Genomic DNA, 16,977 nt, shown 5'->3' with positions numbered 1-16,977 from the left:
TCAGCGGGTGGCCGGGTCCGGACCCCTGCGGTGCAGACCAGCCAGGATCCCCTCACAGCTGCGGACCGTGGCCCGCGCGGCGGTCCGCAGTTCCCGGGCCGAGAGCGGATGTTCGGCGACCCGCTGCCAACGGGCCAGCGCCGCCTCGGCGGCGACGGCCAGCCGGCCGGGTACCGCGTCGGCGGCCAGCCCGAGCCGGTCGGCGGCGGCGGCACCCGCCCCACCGAGCAGTCGGTCCATCTCGGCGAGCTGGTCCGGACGTCCGGGCAGCCGACCGGACCGCAGCAGGTGCAGCAGGCGCACCTCGACGAACTCGTGGAAGCCGGCACGGATCTCCTCGGCCTCGGCGATCAGCCCGGCGGTGCCGGAGTCGGCGCGCCGGGACCGGACCACCGTGTCGAGCGCGGCCAGCGCGGACCGTGCCTTCAGCACCCGGGCCCGGCCGAGGAACTGCGCGGCGAGCACCTCCCGCAGCCGGTCCAGTCCGCTCCGCCCGGAGAGTTCCCGGACCAGGTCACCGGCGTCCCGTACGGTCCCCTCGCGGATCAGCTGCACGCTCAGGCGTACGCCGAACAGCCCCAGCCGGGCGAGCAGCCGGCGGCGGGCCGGGCCGTCCACCGGCACCGCGCTGGTCGGGCCGACGAACCGGTCGGCGGTGAGCAGCAGCTCCAGTACGTCGTCGAGGGGCGAGCCGGCGATCGTCGCCAACGCCTGGAACTCGTCCTCCCGCAGGGTCGCGCCGGCCGCGCCGAGCAGCCCGGCCACCGGTACGACGATCGGGCAGAGTCGGCGCAGCCGCTCGTCGGACTGGTAGCGGTCGGCGACCCGGGCGGCCACCTCCATCGCGTCCAACCGGCAGTCGCCGATCTCGTCGGCCCGGGACAGCACACCGACGGCGTTGACCGGTGACCCCCTGGCCAGCTCGTCGCCGTGGAACGACTCCAGGAACCGCAGGTCGCTGCCGTGCATGTGACGCAGCAGGTAGACCACCGCGTCGGCCTCCGCGACCCGCTCCTCGTCCGCGGCGAGGAACATCTGGGTCCGCAGCGACACCTCCGTCGACAGCGAGGCGATGCCCGGGGTGTCGATCAGGGTGTGCTCGCGCAGCCGGCGGCTCGGCACCTCGACGGTGAGTTGTCTGACCTCTTCGACCGGCCGGCCGAGGTCGACCCGGACCGCACCGGACACCCGGTCGAACGGCCGCTGCTCGGGCGGGCCGTCGACGAGGTGCAGCAGCACCCGGTACGACGGACCGTCGCGGTACCAGGTGACGATCCGGGTGCACTCGCCGGCGTCGGTCGGCGCGAGTTCCTCGCCCACCATCGCGTTGAGCAGCGTGGACTTGCCCGCCTTGAGTTTGCCGGCGATCGCCACCCGCAGTGGCTCGTCCAACCGGCCCAGCGCCTCGGCCAGCACCTGGCGGGCCGCCGGGTCCGGCAGCTCGTGGTGGGCCCGGTTGAGCAGGTTCCGTACCCGACGCAGCAGCTCGTCCGTCACGCCGCCTCGATCCGCTCGGCGACCCGGCCCAGGTCCCGCCACTGCTCCTCCAGCCGGTCCGCGCGCCGGGCCCGCTCGTCGTCCGGCAGGGTCGCGGTCTGTCGGACAGCGTTCAGCGCCTGGGCGGACGAACGCTCGGCGAGCGCGGCGCGGGCGGCGAACTCGTCGCGCAGGAAGCGCTGGGTACGGCGGATCGCGTCCCGGCAGTCCTTGCCGAGCACGAAGCCCACCTCGTCGACGTACCGTCGCAGCTCCTGCTTGGCCTGCTGACGGCGGTACGCGAGCTGCCGTTCCCGCTCGTCCCGCACCAGTTTGCGCCCCAGCGTCATGCCGACGGCGACGCCGATCGGGGCGGCGATGGTCAGCCCCAGCAGGCTGCCGAACGCGCCGGCCATGAACATTCCGCCGTACGCCAGCCGGGCGGCGGTGAAGGCACCGAGAAACTGTCGCATGGAGGAACGTTCGAAGCGAATGTCCAGCACCCCGACCTTGGCCAGTGCGGCGGCCGGTGCGGGCAGGTCGAGATCGAGGCCCTCGTACTCCAGGTCGAAGCGGTCGGCGACGTCCCGGGCGAGCTGCTCGGTACGGGAGACGAGGGTGAACAGGTTGTCGACGGCGACCGCCGCCGCCTCCTTGCCGGCCCAGGCCTCGAAGTCCCGCCAGTTGTCCTTCGGGTCCTCGTTGTCCAGCAGTTCCTCGCCCCGGCGCAGCATGCCGCGCAGCCGTTCCCGCAGGTCGTGGTCGACGTCGGAGCCGAGATCCTGGATGCCGTCGTTGAGCGCGGTCTGCCAGGAGGCCGACCGCTCGGTCAGGTGCTGGCCGCGCCGGGTCTGCTCGGCGAGGCGTTCGGCGAGCACCGGCTCCTGCTCCGGATCCTTCGCGACCGCGCGTTCCGCCCCGATCTGCCGACGCAGTTCGGTGACCGCGAAGGTGATCTCCTGCCGGGTCGCCCGCACCGTGGTCGCCTCCGCGCCGGCCAGGATGTCCCGGCGGAGCAGGTCGAGCAGGCGGGGGAAGCCGGACTCGGTGTTGAGGGACGTACTCCCCCGGGCGGACGCGCGCAGCCGCAGGAAGGACGAGACCGGTACCACCGGCAGCGACAGGCCGGCCCGGGCCAGGTGTCCCCGGTTGAGTTCGACGATCCGGCGCCACTCGGCGTGCAGGTCGGTCTTGGTGACCACGCAGACGACCCGGGGGCAGCGTTCGACCGTACGGGTCAGGAAGGCCAGCTCCGGCGCGGTTAGTTCGGCGCCCGCGTCGGTGACGAACAGGGCGGCCCGGGCCAGCGGCAACGCGCCGAGGGTGAGGTTGCCCTGGGCGGAGTCCAGCCCGCCGACCCCTGGGGTGTCGATGAAGGAGAGTCCGCGGCGCAGCAGCAGCCGGTCCAGCCGGACCTCGACCGAGCGCAGCCGTATCCCGGTGTCGCCGGCCTCGGTGACGTAGTCCCGCAGCCGGTCGAACGGGACCTCGATCCGGGTCGGTTCCATGACGTCGTCGCCCGGTTCCGGGTGGGCGACGACGGAGGGCGGTACGCCGTACCGGACGATCGTCGGGACAGCGGTGACGATGTCGGAGTCGACCGGACAGACGTCGGTCCGGAGCAGGGCGTTGATCAGTGTGCTCTTGCCCTGCTTGAACTCCCCCACCACGGCGACCGGTACGTCCTCGGCGAGCAGCCGGGACCGGGCCTGGTCGAGCCGGGCGGCCAGGTCGGGCCGGTCCGAGGCGGCGGCCAGCACGCGTACCCGGTCAAGGTCGTCGAGTGCCCGGAGGACGGCGACACCCCGACCCGGGCCGCTCTGGACGGTGTCGCCGGGCGGCCGGGCCACCGCAGTCACGGCCGTCTCCGTACCACGCGTGACGCCATCCTCTCCACCTACCGATCGGGGCCGGTGAGGGCCGAGGCAGTAGCTGGGATCAGCCTACGGCGCGACGACAAGCCGGTGGGGAAAGGTGCGTGTTCCGGACACGGCCGGTGCCGGCGACCGTCCGAACGGACGGCCGCGGACGCCGTGGGGGCGCCCGGCGGTCGGCCGGACGCCCCCACGGTCGGATGTCGGTGACGGGGTGCCGTCAGCGACCGTACGGGTGACGGGGTGCCGTCACAGTTCCCGGCGGTGACGGCGAGCCGTCACCGTCCACTCAGGTGACAGAGGTCGGTCGGTCACATCGCGCCGCACTGCCCGGTGGCCGGACCGGCTACGACGTTGGCCAGGCCGTTGCCGACCGGGGCCGGGTTGTTCACCGCGCAGGCCAGCGGCCCGCCGATGCTGCTCGCCGCGACCAGCGGGCCGGCGTTGCCGGTCAGGCTCACCGGACCGCCGATCTCCGCCGACTCGATGCCGACCTCGCCGGTCGTGCCGGTGACCGAGACCGGACCGCCGATCGCGACGTCCCGCAGTACGACCGCCGCCGCCCCGGTGGCCGCCACCGGTCCGCTGATGCTTCCGCCGTCGACGTACAGCGCGGCACCGGCCCGGACCGTCACCGGGCCGTTGACGGTGGCCCCGTCCAGGCAGACCACCCCGGAGGAGACGGTCAGCGGGCCGGTGCGCCGCCCGGTCACCGTCGACGTGCACTCCGGCGAGGGGTTGGCCAGCAGTTCGACCTCGGCCATCGTCGTCTCGCCGGTCGGCCGGACGACCTCGAGGCGGTAGTGCCCGTAGCGGCCCGGGCGGGCGACGCTGAACGACCGGGTCTGCTTGCGCCAGGTGAACTCCTGGTCCTCCCGGTTGTCCACCACCGTCCACTTCTTTCCGTCGTACGAGCCGAGAAGCCGCCAGGCAACCGGATCGGCGTCCGCGTCGGTGCCGGAGGTGAGGGTGTACCGGGTGACCCGCTCCGGCGTACCGGTGACCGCCCAGGTGACCGGAGCGTCCAGCGTCGCCTCGGTGCCCGAGGTGTTGTCGGTCAGTGCCGCCGGACCGCCCTTGACCGTGATGTCGGCCAGCGGCCGGGCCGGTGCGCCGGGTGCGGTCAGCGAGACCGGCAGGCTCGCCGCCCCGGTTCCCCAGGCGGACGGGGTCGGGCCCATCCGGAAGTCCAGGACCGCGCCGTCGGCCAGGTCCGCGTGCGAGAGCCACGTCCTGTCGTACGGCACGCCGTCGACGGTCAGCGACTGTACGTAGACGTTGCCGGCACTGTTGTCCGGGGCGTTGACCACGATGTCCCGGCCGTTCTCCAGGTGTACGGTGGCCTTGCGGAACAACGGCGAGCCGATCACGTAGTTCGTGCTGCCGACCTGGAGCGGGTAGAAGCCAAGCGCGCTGAACAGGTACCAGGCCGAGGTCTCGCCGTTGTCCTCGTCACCGGCGTAGCCCTGGCCGATCTCGCTGCCGAGGTACATCCGGGACAGCACCTCCCGGACCTTGGCCTGGGTTTTCGCCGGTTGGCCGACGTAGTTGTACATCCACGGGATGTGGTGCGACACCTGGTTGCTGAAGCCCCACATGCCCATCCGGACGTCGCGGGCCTCGATCATCTCGTGGATGGTCCCGTTGTACGAGCCCGGGAACTGCGCCGTCTCCGGGGTGGCGAAGAACTCGTCCAGCTTCTCGGCGAGCTTTTCCCGCCCGCCGTAGAGGTTGGCCAGGCCCTGACCGTCCTGTGGTACGTGGAAGGCGAAGTTCCAGGCGTTCGTCTCGGTGTAGTCGTGCTCGTGGCCCCAGACCCGCGGGTCGAAGGAGTCCGGGTCGGACTTCCACTTCCCGTCCGCGTCCCGGCCCTGGAAGAACTCGACGTTCGGGTCGAACATGTGCACGTAGTTCTGCGCCCGGTTGCGGAAGTACTCCGCGTCGGACCGGTAGCCGTCCCGCTCTGCCTCCGGGGTCGCCGGGTCCTCGGCCAACGCCGCGGCCATGTTGGCGATCCCGAAGTCGTTGATGTAGCCCTCCAGCGCCCAGGAGACGCCCTCGGAGACCGCCGACGCCGTGTAGCCGGTGAAGATCGAGGTCTGCAGCCCCTTGCGGCCCACGTTGGTGTTGTTCGGGTTGCTGCCCGGCGGGGCCACCGTCGCGTTGCGTACCGCCGCCCGGTAGGCGGCCTTCACGTCGAAGTTACGGACGCCCTTGACGTACGCGTCGGCGAAGGAGACGTCCGAGCTGGTCCCGGTCATCAGGTTGGCGTACCCGGGTGACGACCAGCGGGAGACCCAGCCGCCGTCGCGGTACTGCTGTACGAACCCGTCCACCAGTTCACCGGCCATGGTCGGGCTGAACAGCGTGTACGCCGAAGAGGTGGTGCGGTACGTGTCCCAGAAGCCGTTGTTGACGTACACCTTGCCGTCGGCCACCTCGGCGCCGGTCTCGGTCGGCGTGGTACCGGCCGGGATCGAGTTCGAGGTGGACGACTGCACCGCGTGCCGCCACACCGGCGCCTCGGCGGTGCCGACGTTCTCGTGCGCCGAGTTCGGGTAGAGGAAGAGCCGGTAGAGGTTGGAGTAGAGGGTGGTCAGCTGGTCCCCGGTGGCGCCCTCCACCTCGATCACCCGCAGCTTGTCGTCCCAGAGCCGCTGCGCCCGGTCCCGGACCGCGTCGAAGGTGTCGGTCTCGGCGATCTCCAGGGCGAGGTTGCGGCGCGCCTGCTCGACGGAGATCAGCGAGGTGGCGAGCCGCAGGTGCACCTGCCGGCTCTGGCTGGTGTCGAAGGCCAGGTAGCCGGTGACGTTGGCCCCGCCACCGCCGCTGAGCCGGCCGCTGGCGACCACCGGCCGGTCGACCACGCCGTAGACGAACATCCGGGTGGCACCGTTGGACAGCCCGCTGCGGACGTCGGTGTAGCCGGTGAGCTGGCCGTTCTCGCCGAGGGTGAGGCCACCGTTGTTGTTGACGTTGTCGAAGATCAGGTTGCCCCGGTCACCGGGGAAGGTGAACCGGAACATCGCCGCGTGGTCGGTCGGCGCGATCTCGGTGACCAGCCCGTTGTCGAAGGTCACCCCGTAGTAGTGGGCCCGGGCGGTCTCGTTGGCGTGCTGGAAGGACAGTGCCCGGGCAGACCGGTTGGCGTTCGGCACCCCGGTCGCGACCGACGGCATCACCTGGAAGGTCTGCCGGTCCCCCATCCACGGGCTCGGCTCGTGGCTGGCCGTGAACGCCTGGATCGCCGGCCGGTTGTCGGCGTTGTTCGCCTGCTGGTAGCGGTACAGCCAGTCGGTGGAGCCGGCGTCGGTCATCGGGGTCCAGAAGTTGAACCCGTGCGGGACCGCGGTCGCCGGGATGTTGTTGCCCCGGGAGAAGCCGCTGCTGGAGTTGGTGCCCCGAGTGGTCAGCACGTGGTCGGAGGGGCGGGTGTGGTTCGGCCGGGCCGGGTTCGCGGTGATCCGGACGTCGTCCAGCCAGCCGTTGAAGAGGCCCTTGCCGGTGTCGCTGTCGTATCCCACCAGGATCCGGACCGCGCGCCTGCCGGCCGCGACCGCGCCGATCCGGGACCGCTTCAGGTTCCACTGGTCGGCGTGGAGCGACTTGGACGCCCCCTGCGCCCGCGGATTCAACCCGAACCCGTCCTGGTCGACGGCGCCCAGGTCACTGAGGTACGTGCCGTCGTCGAAGGCCAGGTCGACCGCCGCGTACGTGCTCGGGTAGTCCAGGTCCTGTGCGCTCAGCTCCGGGAAGAGCAGGTACGACAGCTCGGTCTCCGGGGTGATCGTCAGGTCGACGTCGAAGACCCGGTTGTACGCGTATCCGCGCCCGTCGACGGTTTGCCCGCCGGAGTACTGCAGGGTGTTGTGCCCGGTCCAGCCGACGTTCGGCTTCATGGTCGGCCCGTTGACCGGACCGCCGCTGATGAAGCTGCGCATGTCGGTGGCCGGCGGCAGGCTGGTGCCACCGGCGGAGAGTTGCAGCTCGGCCAGCTGGATGATGCTCCCACTGCGCACCGCGGTGACGTTGAGCCGGTAGTACGGGTACGCGGTGTCGTTCTCGAACCGGTACTCCCGGGTCTGGAAGCGCTCGTCGAACTCCTGCCCGGTACGGCTGTCGAGGGTGGTCCAGTTCTCCCCGTCGGCCGAGCCCTGCAGGGTCCAGTCCTTCGGGTCCCGCTCCGCCGCGTCGTTGGCCGAGGTGAGCGCGTAGTGCACGATCGCGGCCGGCTCGTCGAGGCGTACCCGGATCCAGCCGGACGAGGCGAAGACCAGCCACTTCGTGCTGAAGTTCTGGTCGACGACCCGCGCGGCGGTTTCGCTCGGCGGGTTCTCGCCACTGCCGACGACCTCGGTCACCCGGTCGGTGAGGTTGCCCGGGATGCCGGGACTGCCGGTCACGCCGGACATCCGCTTGGCGCCGGTGGTGTCGACGTCGGCGCTGTTGGTCCAGGTCGGCTGGGGGTCACCCGGCTCGAACGAGGAGTGGAACTCGGTGCCGGCCGCAGCCGCGGCCGAGGCCGGGAGCGGCCCGGTGGGTACCACCAGTCCGATCACGACGGTGAGCGCCACGGGTAGGGCGCGTCTGGACAGGATCATGAACGTCTCCATGGGGGTGGTTCGGGTGTACGGGGCACACCCGGACGGCGAAGATCAACCTAACCCGGGGTGTCCGGGCGACAGAGTCTGGCCCTGCTTCCGTACCCCGGGTGGGAAACAGCCGCGAATGACGATTGCCGCGGTGGACGGTCCGGCGCCCGTCGGTCAACCACAGAGTGCACACCGGAACGATGCTGTCTGGGGTTACGAAAAGAATCCCGGCCGCGTCCGGAGTCAGATCCGTATCGGCTAAATGGTCCCAGGCAACCTCGTCCCACGGCTGAGGCCGCAGCGCGCGGGCCATGGTTCACTGGAACGGTCCGCGGTTCCGTTCCAATGGTCGAGGTGCACCCCCGAATGGCCGACGTGGTGATGATTCATGGCATTTTCGCGCACCGCAGTTCCCGGACGGAGATATCAGACCGATGGCGCGAGGCCATCGTCCGTGGTCTGGAGAACGTGCGGCTCCCGGCCGCCCGCGACGTGACCCTGGAGTGCGCGTTCTACGGCCACCTCTACAACGACGGCAAGGCCGGCGGCTTCGCACCGTATGTGCCGGCCGATCTGGAGCCCGGGATCGAGCAGGAACTCTTCGTCGCCATCGGGGAAGCAGCCGGCGAGGAGCCGGCCAGCGTCGACCCGACAAAGGTGTGGGCGCCGCGCACCGTGCAGTGGGCGGTACGCCGCATCGAGAGGTACCAACTGTTCGACCGTGCCTCCGCCGTGACGATCGGGCTGGTCAAGCAGGTCGCACGCTATCTGCGCGACGCCGACTTCGGTCAGGCCGTCCGCGATGAGCTCGCACAGGCGATGGAGGCGAAGCCCCGGGTTCTGGTGGCGCACTCCCTGGGCAGCGTGGTGGCGTACGACTGGCTCCGGCGGCAGCCCTCTCCGCCGGTGGAGGCGCTGGTCACGATCGGCTCACCGCTCGGGTTCCGCGGCATCCGCAGGGCCCTGCACCCGGATCTCGACACGTCGCTGCCGCCGGCACCACAGGTGTCGACCTGGGTCAACGTGGCCGCGGTGGAGGACGCTGTCGCCACGGTGAAAAAGCTCGACGGGCTGTTCGAAGGCACGGTGACCGACCGGACGGCACGCAACCCACGACTGAAGGCGCACAGCGCCACGACATATCTGCAGAACGTGCACACGTCCAACGCGCTGAAGGCGGCGCTCGGTTGACGAGGGGCTACTTCGCGATCTCGGCGGTCGGCACATTCCACAACAGTGCCGAATTCGCGGACCTCGCGCTCGTCCCGGACGAGGCGAAGGCGATGCGCGAGGCTCTCACCGGCCTCGGTCTCACCGAGATGTGCCGGGCGCCGGACGGCGAGCTGACCCACGAGGAGTTGTACACCGAACTCGGCACGTCACCGGGCCCGCCTGGCGAGGGCCGCACGCTGGTGCTGTACTGCACGGGTCACGGCCACGCGGAGGCGGCGGCCGGATGGTTGCTCGTGCCGCCGGACCCCGGTGCGAAGTCCGTCGACGATTGGATGACGCCGGCAAAGCTGCTCCGGGCCGTGCTCCGCCGCCGGGACGTCAGCCAGGTGTTGCTCATTCTGGACGCCTGCTACGCCGGGGACGGCGCCCGCGAAGCACTGGCGAACGCGCTGGAGTCGGTGGTCCAACTGGGGTCAGCCACCGACGTGTGGGTGGTCGCGGCGGCCCGCCGGCTCGACGAAGCACAGCAGATGACGTTCGTCCCGGCGTTCGTCGACGCCCTGGAGCGGCAGGCCAGGAAGAATCTGGCCGTTCCCTACCTCGATCCGTCGACGGTGACCGACCTGACCGCCGAACTGATGAAACGTAACGCCGAGCAGATGCCCTGGGTCGCCGCGGGCTACCAGGCGGGCGGTTGTCGAACCCTGCCCAACCCGAGGTTCATGCCGCCCGAGCCGCCGACCGACGAGGTGGATCGGCAGTGGAGCACAGCCGCCCGTGGCGTGGCCGAAGCCTCCCACCCCGGCTGGTACTTCACCGGGCGAGACGACATCCTCCGACGACTGGCGGACCACCTCCAGGGTGACAGCCCACCGGAACCCGTTCTCCTCAGCGCCGGTGCGGGCACCGGCAAGACGGCGATCCTCGGACGGCTCCTGACAGCCGCGACCGCCGAGGCGCGGCAGGCACTGCCGCCGGTGGCCCGCTACGGTCAGCTGCCGACCGGCGACGTCCCGATCACGGCGCTCTCCGTCGACGGACTCGACGCGGCGTCCGCGGCCGAAGACCTCGCCGACGCGTTGGCCCTGCCCGCCCGGGATCTCCCCGGGCTGCTCGCCGCCCTGGCCCAGCGAACCGAGCGGCTCGCGCTGGCGATCGACGACGTGGACGCGGCCGGCGATCCGGCCGGCATCGTCGAGGAGTTCCTGCGGCCGCTCGCTGCCCTGCCGTGTGTCCGGCTCGTCGCCGCCGCGCGCGACACCTCGGTCGAGGGTTTCCGGGAGGTCGAACTTCCGGACGCGGGTCCGGCCATCGAGGAGTACGTCCGGACGCGCCTCACATACGCCTCCGCGTCTTCCGGCCGTACCGTGTCCGCGCAGATCGCCGACGCGTGCCGGGGCAACTTCTCCGCCGCTGTGGTGGCCGTCGACTCGCTGTTGCGTGACCTCCGCGCGAAGCCGATGCGGGATGCGCTGGCCGAGAGTCTGCGTGCGGCGGACCGGCGACTGGACGCGCTGTGCCGGAGGGCGATGCGCGGTTGGGCAACGGATCCCGACGAGCTCGTGACCCACCTCGCCGCGGCGTGCTCATACTCTCCGGACGGCCGGTTGCCGGCGGACCTGTGGGCCGCCGTGACGAGCCGGCTGACCGGGCACGACTACACGCCCGGCGAGGTGACGGCGTGCGCCACGGCGGCGGCGGCCTTCCTGGACGGCAGCACGCTCTGGCGGCCGCGCTTCGGGTACGTTGGCCGAGCTGACGAGCGGTTCCGGGTCGCCGAGGTGCTGGTCGACGAGGCACGCCAGCGCTACGGTCCCCGGTGGACCGGCTGCCCGGACGAGGTGACGGCGATTCTGCTCGGCGTCGCCACCGAGGCCGACGGCCGATTCGCGTCGCTGCTGGACGAGGCGCCGCTACTGCTCGCGGCACCGGCACCGCTGGTCACCCGGGAGCTCCGGAAGACGCGGGCGCGGGTCGACGGGCGCGACCGCATCGCCACCTGGGCCGGTGTGCCCGTGGGCGGGGATCCGCGGGACCGCGCGCTCCTCCTCGGCCTGTTGGGCGCCCGTAACAATCTGCCGCAGCTGGTCGGGGACACGCCGGTCCTCTGGGCGCACCACGTCACCTCACCGGAGCGCCCTTCCCCGCTGACCCGCTCGGCCGTGGCGGGCAACCTCCTCGTGACGGCCCATGACGACGCCTCGGTGCGGTGGTGGGACAGCCGGAGCGGGACGGAGCTGCGGGCGTGGCCACCGCCGGGAACCCGGTGGACCGATGCGGCCGTCACCGGCCTGGCCGCCGCCGGCCCCCTGACGACCGTGGTGACCGGCGACCACCAGTCGTTCTGCTGGGGTCCGACGGACACAGCCGCGCCGAGGGCGCTGCCCGGGCCGGCCACGCTGACCGCCGTCCACGTCGCCGGTGCCGTCGCCGTCGTCCACGGCTCTGCCGTGGTCGTCCTGGACGGCGCGTCCGGCGTGGAACAGAAACGGCACAGCCTGCCCGACGAGGTGCTGCTCGCGGACTTCGCCGGCCCGACCGACCGGCCAGTGCTGTGGCTGGTGGACCGCGTCGGTCGGGCGTGGCGCTGGGATCTGCGGGCAGGCGGTCGCCGCCCGTCGGTGGTGAGCCTCTGTCCATCGCCGCTGGCGCTGGCCTGTTCCCGTGAGGACGACGCCACGGTGGTCGTGGACATGTACGGCAGGCTAACCCTGCCGACCTTCGCCGCCGAGGTGGCCTGGCCGGAGACGGCGGCCGGCGAGCTGCGATCGGCGGCCGTGACGGCAAGATGGCTGGTCCTCGGGGGCGGTCCGGATCGGCGGTCAGGATGGCTGGAGATCCACCCGGTGAGCGACCGCCGGCCCGCGACCCGATGGCCGGTGGACGGGATGGTGATCGGCTTGGGCGTCGCCGGCGACCTGGTGTTTGTGGCCACCTCCGGCGGTCTCGCCGCCCTCCGCCTTTCCGGCCGGACACGACTGAGGGGAGGCGGCCAGCGGTGACCAGCGAAGAGGTGCGCCGCAGGGACCTGACGATCGCCTGTCTCGCCCTGCTGCACGAGGCGGCGGTCCGGTCGCGGGTTGCGAATCTGGCAGACGACCTGCAGGTTCTGCGTGAGCAGGACACCGGTGTTGTCGACCTGACAGGGGTGCCGGACTGGCTCTGGCGCGAACCCGACTCGGGTCTGCAGCTGGTGCTCAACGCGGCGACCGACCCGGATGCCGGCGCCTCCCCGGCCGCCGAGGTCGTACAGGCCCTCGGTGCGGAGGTTGTCGCCGCCCTGCTGGATCTCGAGGCGGAGCCGGCCCCGCCACGACTCCCGGTCGCGCCGACCGTCATCGTGACGACCGGTGACGGTCGACACGTCGCCATGTCGCTGTGGCCCGCCGACGACAACGCCGCGCGGCACCCCTGGTTCCGGCCCGCGGAGCCGCCGGACGGGACGACGGCGGCCGTACGCCAGGCTCTCGCGCCCTTCGACTCTCTCTCGGACCTGCCGGTCGACCTGGATCTCGGCGCCGGCTATCTGTGGCCGGCGCACGTCGCCGGCGGCCCCGCCCTGGGACTGCACACCGCCCTCGTGGCGCTGTCCCGGGCGACCGGGCTGAGCGACGTGCCGGCGACACTGGTGGCGATCGGTGACCTCGACGAGGAGGGCGGGTTCACAGCGTCGCCGGCCGGTACGGTCGTCGCGCCCGGTCACCTGGCCTGCGCCGTACTGGTGCCGACGAGCCAGGGCTGGCAGCTCACCGAGTCGGACGGAGCCGTTCGCACGGCTGTGGGTTCCGGCCTGGACGCCGCGGCCGGTCTGGTCTGGGGTGACGAGTGGGCGGCCTGGAAGCGCGAGCAGCACCGGCGCGAGCTGGTGCTGCTCGGCTGGACCCCGGTCGATTCCGCCCGGCCGTCGCCGCACCTCCTCATCCCGGAGACCGACGTCAAGCAGGTGAACCAACTGTTCACCCTGTTCCACCAGGCCTTCGAAAAAAAGATCCACACAGCGGCGGTCCTCGGCGGTCCGCAGAGCAGCGGCAAGACCGTCCTCGTGCACCGCCTGGCCGCCCGCCTCGCCCAGCAGAAGAAGCCACCGCTGGTCCGGATCATCGGGAGTACCACGCACGAGCTGCCCAATCGCGAAGTGGCCCTGCGGGTCGGCCGGCACGCGCTCGGGATGGACGAGGCGACCGGCGCACAACGACGGCTTCTGATCCTCGAGGACCTGCACCCGGTCGGCGACGGAAACGTCGACGCGCTGCTGCCCTATCTGTCCCGTGCGCTGGGCACCTCGGTGCTCGGGGTACTCCAGTACGACGTGAACTCCAACGAGGAGTGGCAGACCGACCACCTGAATGTCGTCAGCGCCGTGGTCGGCAAGCCGGCGATGCGGAGGTTCGTGGAGGAGCTCTGCCGAGCACATCCGGACCGCCTCGACCGGGACGCCGGGCTCGCCGAGTTGGATCGTCCGAAGCCGACCTCCGACCTTCGCCGGCTGATCCAGATCATGCTCGGCCAGGACGAGCTGACCGACCGGTTCCACGCTCTCGACGAGGCCACCCGTACGGTCATCGCGACCACAGCGGCGTGGACCATGGCGCGCGCCTGGTACGCACACGAGCGACTCGACACGCTCTGCGAGGAGGAACGCGCCGCTTTCGGGCTGGAGTCGCACGCCGACGGTACCCGGTGGCGGATGCTCAGCCCGGAGAACTGCCGCACGGTCCTGCACGCGTACCGCGCAGCGCAGCCGGAGCCGCACACCCGCCACCGGCTGCACCCCATCGACGCCACGATGGTCGACCTCCTGCTGCCCGAACTGCTCTCCGTGCTGCGGAACGGGTCACCCCGGTCGCTCACCCTGCTGCGCGGGATCCGGCTGCACCGTAACGCCGCCGTCGTCGAGATCATCCGGCGGGCGTGGGACGACCGGGCACTGCGCCGCTGGATCCGGCACCGGGAGACGCACCCGGCTCGGATCGCCGAGCTGCTGCTCACCCTCAACGTCTGGCTCAGCGAGGCGGTGGTCAAGGAGTGCCTCGACGCCCTCGTCAGCCGGCTCGACGAGCAGACGGACACCTTCACGGTGCAGGAATCCCTCGTCGTACTCCGGTGCCTGCGCACCTACCTGGCCGAGCTCACCGCCCGGTGGCGTCCGGTCGGCAACTGGATCCGCAGGCAGGTCGTCGCTCTCCTCAGCCGGGGCGACGGGAGCCCGGGTGAGCGGTTCCAACTGCTACGGCTGACCGAGTCCTTCTACGACATGGCGTTGCAAGAGGTGATCAGCGAGCACGCCGGCTACGTACTCACCGGCCTGGACGCGTCCCAGGCCGACGACTACCACCTGGTGCGCCGTGTACGGGCGCTCCAGAGCCGGGCCGAGCGCGCCCTGCGCCTGGACCAGACGTGGTTCCCCGTCGAGCAGGAGGCTCCCGTTCAGGCGCTGCTCGCCGTCGAGCCGCCGGAGAACGCCGGGCTGCACCTGATCACCAGCTGGCTGGCCCTGCGCGAGTACTTCCGGGAGGCGAAGTGGGAGAGCCTGCTCGATGACCACGAGCACCGGTTCTCGACAGCCATGCGCTACACGTCGCCGCACGAATTCAGCCGGGCGGTCAACGAGCTGAAGAGGTACGGAGGCTCCTTCGCCAACGCGGTCTTCCAGCGTGCCCTGAAGACCAACCCCCGTCAGCGGGCGCAGGAGGGCCGGCCGTTCTTCGACGCCATCCGCTACCTGCTGCACTACTCCACGCCGATCGAGGCGGCGGAGATGCTGCGCAGCGTGGCCGCCGTACACACCCAGGCGGCGTGCGTCCTGCTCTACTCGCGGCCCGACGAGCCGGACGAGGTCCTCGCCGCCCGGATGGCGGACCGCGCGGTGGAGCTGGCGGACACCAAGGGCGTCGGCATGCTGCTCTCGGTGACGCAGTCGATCGATGAGGGCTATGTCGTACGGTCCGGCGGGTTCGCGCAGACCCTCGCCTTACACCTCGGCAAGGACCGCATTCTCAAGCTTCTGCACGACGATCCGCGCCCGTCGATCAAGTATTACCTGATCAAAGGCATCGCCGACGCTCAGGTGCCGTTCCTGCGGGAGTGCCTCCTGGCAGCGCGGGAAATCGTGGTGGAGGCGATCACGCGCAGCCGCAAGCCCTGGGGTCCCCGGCTCGCCCTCCAGCTCGGCTCCGACCTCGAGACCGGCCAGGACTTCCTGCTCGACCTACGCGACCATCTGCCGCTGCGGAACGTTCTGGAAGGGATGGGCCACTACTCCTCGCCGGAGGCGCAGACCGAGTTCCACCGCCTGGGCCGGGCTCTCGTCCCCGAGGCCGCCGAGCGGTACGCGGCTGAGTTCAACGTGGATGCGTTCCTCGGACCGCTGGCCACGGCGACGCCGCTGCCGGCCGTCGAGTGCTGTCGGGAGGTCGGACGCACCCTCAACGAGGCCGGCGATCCCGACGGCGGGCCGTCGATCGTGCGGGCGGCCGACCGGATGGTGGACGAGACGAACGCCTGGGCGAACCGTCTGGCCCGGACCCGGCGGGCGGAACAGCTGGTCCAGGCGCTGAACATCCTGCTCGACATCGACAGGGTCACGGCCTGTTCGGCGCTGGCGGATCTCGGCCTGGCGAACGACGAGGGCGAGAGCCTCGTGGTGTGGAAGGCCCGACGCGCGGTGTTCGACGCGCCCACCGCCGCGGTCGCCCTCTTCAAGACTTTGGAGGACGCCGAACCCGGCCTCGGCACACAGGTCTACGACCGCCTGCGTCAGGAGCCGGTGCTGCTTCAGGTCCTCACCCACGAGCTTCAGATCCTCCAGTCCCCCTCCGCCCAGTACACCGCCGTCCGGCAGTTGGCCGCCATCGGAGTCCTGCCGGGCCGGGTGGACACGGAGTGGATGTCGCAGAACTTCATGGCGAAGGCCCAGCTCGTCACGCACTACGCGAGCCCGAGAGCGCTGGCCGACGTCATCCGGATGTTCTGGATCGGCGACCGGATGTGGGCCGACCAGGCGGTGCGCATGATCGACCACGCGAGGCTGTCGCTGCGGCTGCGGCTGGGCCGTTCCCGCGACCTCGCGCCGACGGTCGGGCTCGCCGCACTGCTCCTCGATCTGGACGACCGGGACGGAAGCGGCCGCCTCGTCGGCGCGCTGTGCGACCTGGGACCGGGCGTGGTCATGCGGCGGCTCGACCTGCGCGACGCGGTCATGTTGCTGGAGCTGGTGACCATGCACCGGCCGGAGAGCATCAGCCAGTTCAACCGGGAACTCCGGACATCGATCGAGGCCCGGCTGAGCCGGCCGGTCATCCTCGACCAGCGCGAGCACTGGACCGAGATCGGGTACGCGTGTCACGCCCTGCGCGAGGCCGGCGGGTCGCCGCCCGGCAGCGAGACGCCACCGGTCCTGCCGAACGTGGCGCATCACGCGGCTGTGGTGTGGGGTCTGCACGGCCTGCCGGACAGCGCGTGGCGCCGGGCCGCGCTGAGCGAGGCGACGGAACGCTTGACGGGTCGGCCGCCGACCAGCCGCTACGAGCTCTTCTCGCTGCTGGTCGCCGGGGGCCGGCCGGACGTCGACGGCCCCGGGATCGCGAGCCTCTCGTTCCGGCAACTGCGGGCCCTGCACGAAATTGCCGAACGCGACGCAGCACTCGCCGCCCGGCTGGCTCCGGCCGAGGATAAGGTCCGACGGGGCCTGGAGACGCCGGTTGCGCGGGTCGACTGGGAGGCCCACCGGTTGACCGCGTCGCTGACCCGGCTCGCCCGACGCCACGGTCGTGGCACGCAGCAGACCGGCTAGCGGTCGACCTGCCGCCGTACGTCTGCTCTGGACCTGCCGATCCTCCGGACGCGGGACGCCTCGGTTACCG

6 protein-coding genes are annotated in these 16,977 nt (G+C 71.4%); 3 read left to right on the top strand and 3 right to left on the bottom strand.

Going from position 1 to position 16,977, the window contains the following annotated elements:
• The 3 genes from V1633_RS10720 to V1633_RS10710 form a co-directional block, all read right to left on the bottom strand.
• Complete coding sequence (locus tag V1633_RS10720) at positions 1-1,497, bottom strand: dynamin family protein (RefSeq protein ID WP_331214078.1); 1,497 nt, start codon at positions 1,495-1,497, stop codon at positions 1-3.
• Positions 1,494-3,335, bottom strand: a complete 1,842-nt coding sequence (locus V1633_RS10715; RefSeq protein ID WP_331214077.1) for a dynamin family protein — start codon at positions 3,333-3,335, stop codon at positions 1,494-1,496. The genes V1633_RS10720 and V1633_RS10715 overlap by 4 nt, the downstream gene beginning before the upstream one ends.
• 326 nt (positions 3,336-3,661) lie before the next feature.
• The gene (locus V1633_RS10710; RefSeq protein WP_331214076.1) at positions 3,662-7,951 is read right to left on the bottom strand and encodes a GH92 family glycosyl hydrolase; all 4,290 of its coding nucleotides are present in this window, start codon (positions 7,949-7,951) and stop codon (positions 3,662-3,664) included.
• 357 nt (positions 7,952-8,308) lie between these two features.
• Here V1633_RS10710 and V1633_RS10705 point away from each other — a divergent pair, with 357 nt between their 5' ends.
• From V1633_RS10705 to V1633_RS10695, 3 genes are read left to right on the top strand one after another with little or no spacing between them, the layout of a single operon-like run.
• The gene (locus V1633_RS10705) at positions 8,309-9,133 is read left to right on the top strand and encodes an alpha/beta fold hydrolase (protein WP_331214075.1); all 825 of its coding nucleotides are present in this window, start codon (positions 8,309-8,311) and stop codon (positions 9,131-9,133) included.
• Complete coding sequence (locus tag V1633_RS10700; RefSeq protein ID WP_331214074.1) at positions 9,130-12,117, top strand: ATP-binding protein; 2,988 nt, start codon at positions 9,130-9,132, stop codon at positions 12,115-12,117. The genes V1633_RS10705 and V1633_RS10700 overlap by 4 nt, the downstream gene beginning before the upstream one ends.
• Positions 12,114-16,907: a hypothetical protein gene (locus V1633_RS10695; RefSeq protein WP_331214073.1), complete on the top strand. Its 4,794-nt coding sequence runs from the start codon at positions 12,114-12,116 to the stop codon at positions 16,905-16,907. Before V1633_RS10700 ends, V1633_RS10695 begins: the two co-directional genes overlap by 4 nt.
• The last annotated feature ends 70 nt before the right edge of the window (positions 16,908-16,977 follow it).

The sequence above is a fragment of the Plantactinospora sonchi genome, assembly GCF_036422035.1.
Taxonomy (GTDB): Bacteria; Actinomycetota; Actinomycetes; order Mycobacteriales; family Micromonosporaceae; genus Plantactinospora; species Plantactinospora sonchi.
This window is presented reverse-complemented; position numbering and strand designations above follow the sequence as displayed.

Coding starts and splice junctions, on each gene's coding strand:
- V1633_RS10710 (WP_331214076.1), bottom strand. CDS start 7,951: ATGATCCTGTCCAGACGCGCCCTACCCGTGGCGCTCACCGTCGTGATC.
- V1633_RS10705 (WP_331214075.1), top strand. CDS start 8,309: ATGGCCGACGTGGTGATGATTCATGGCATTTTCGCGCACCGCAGTTCC.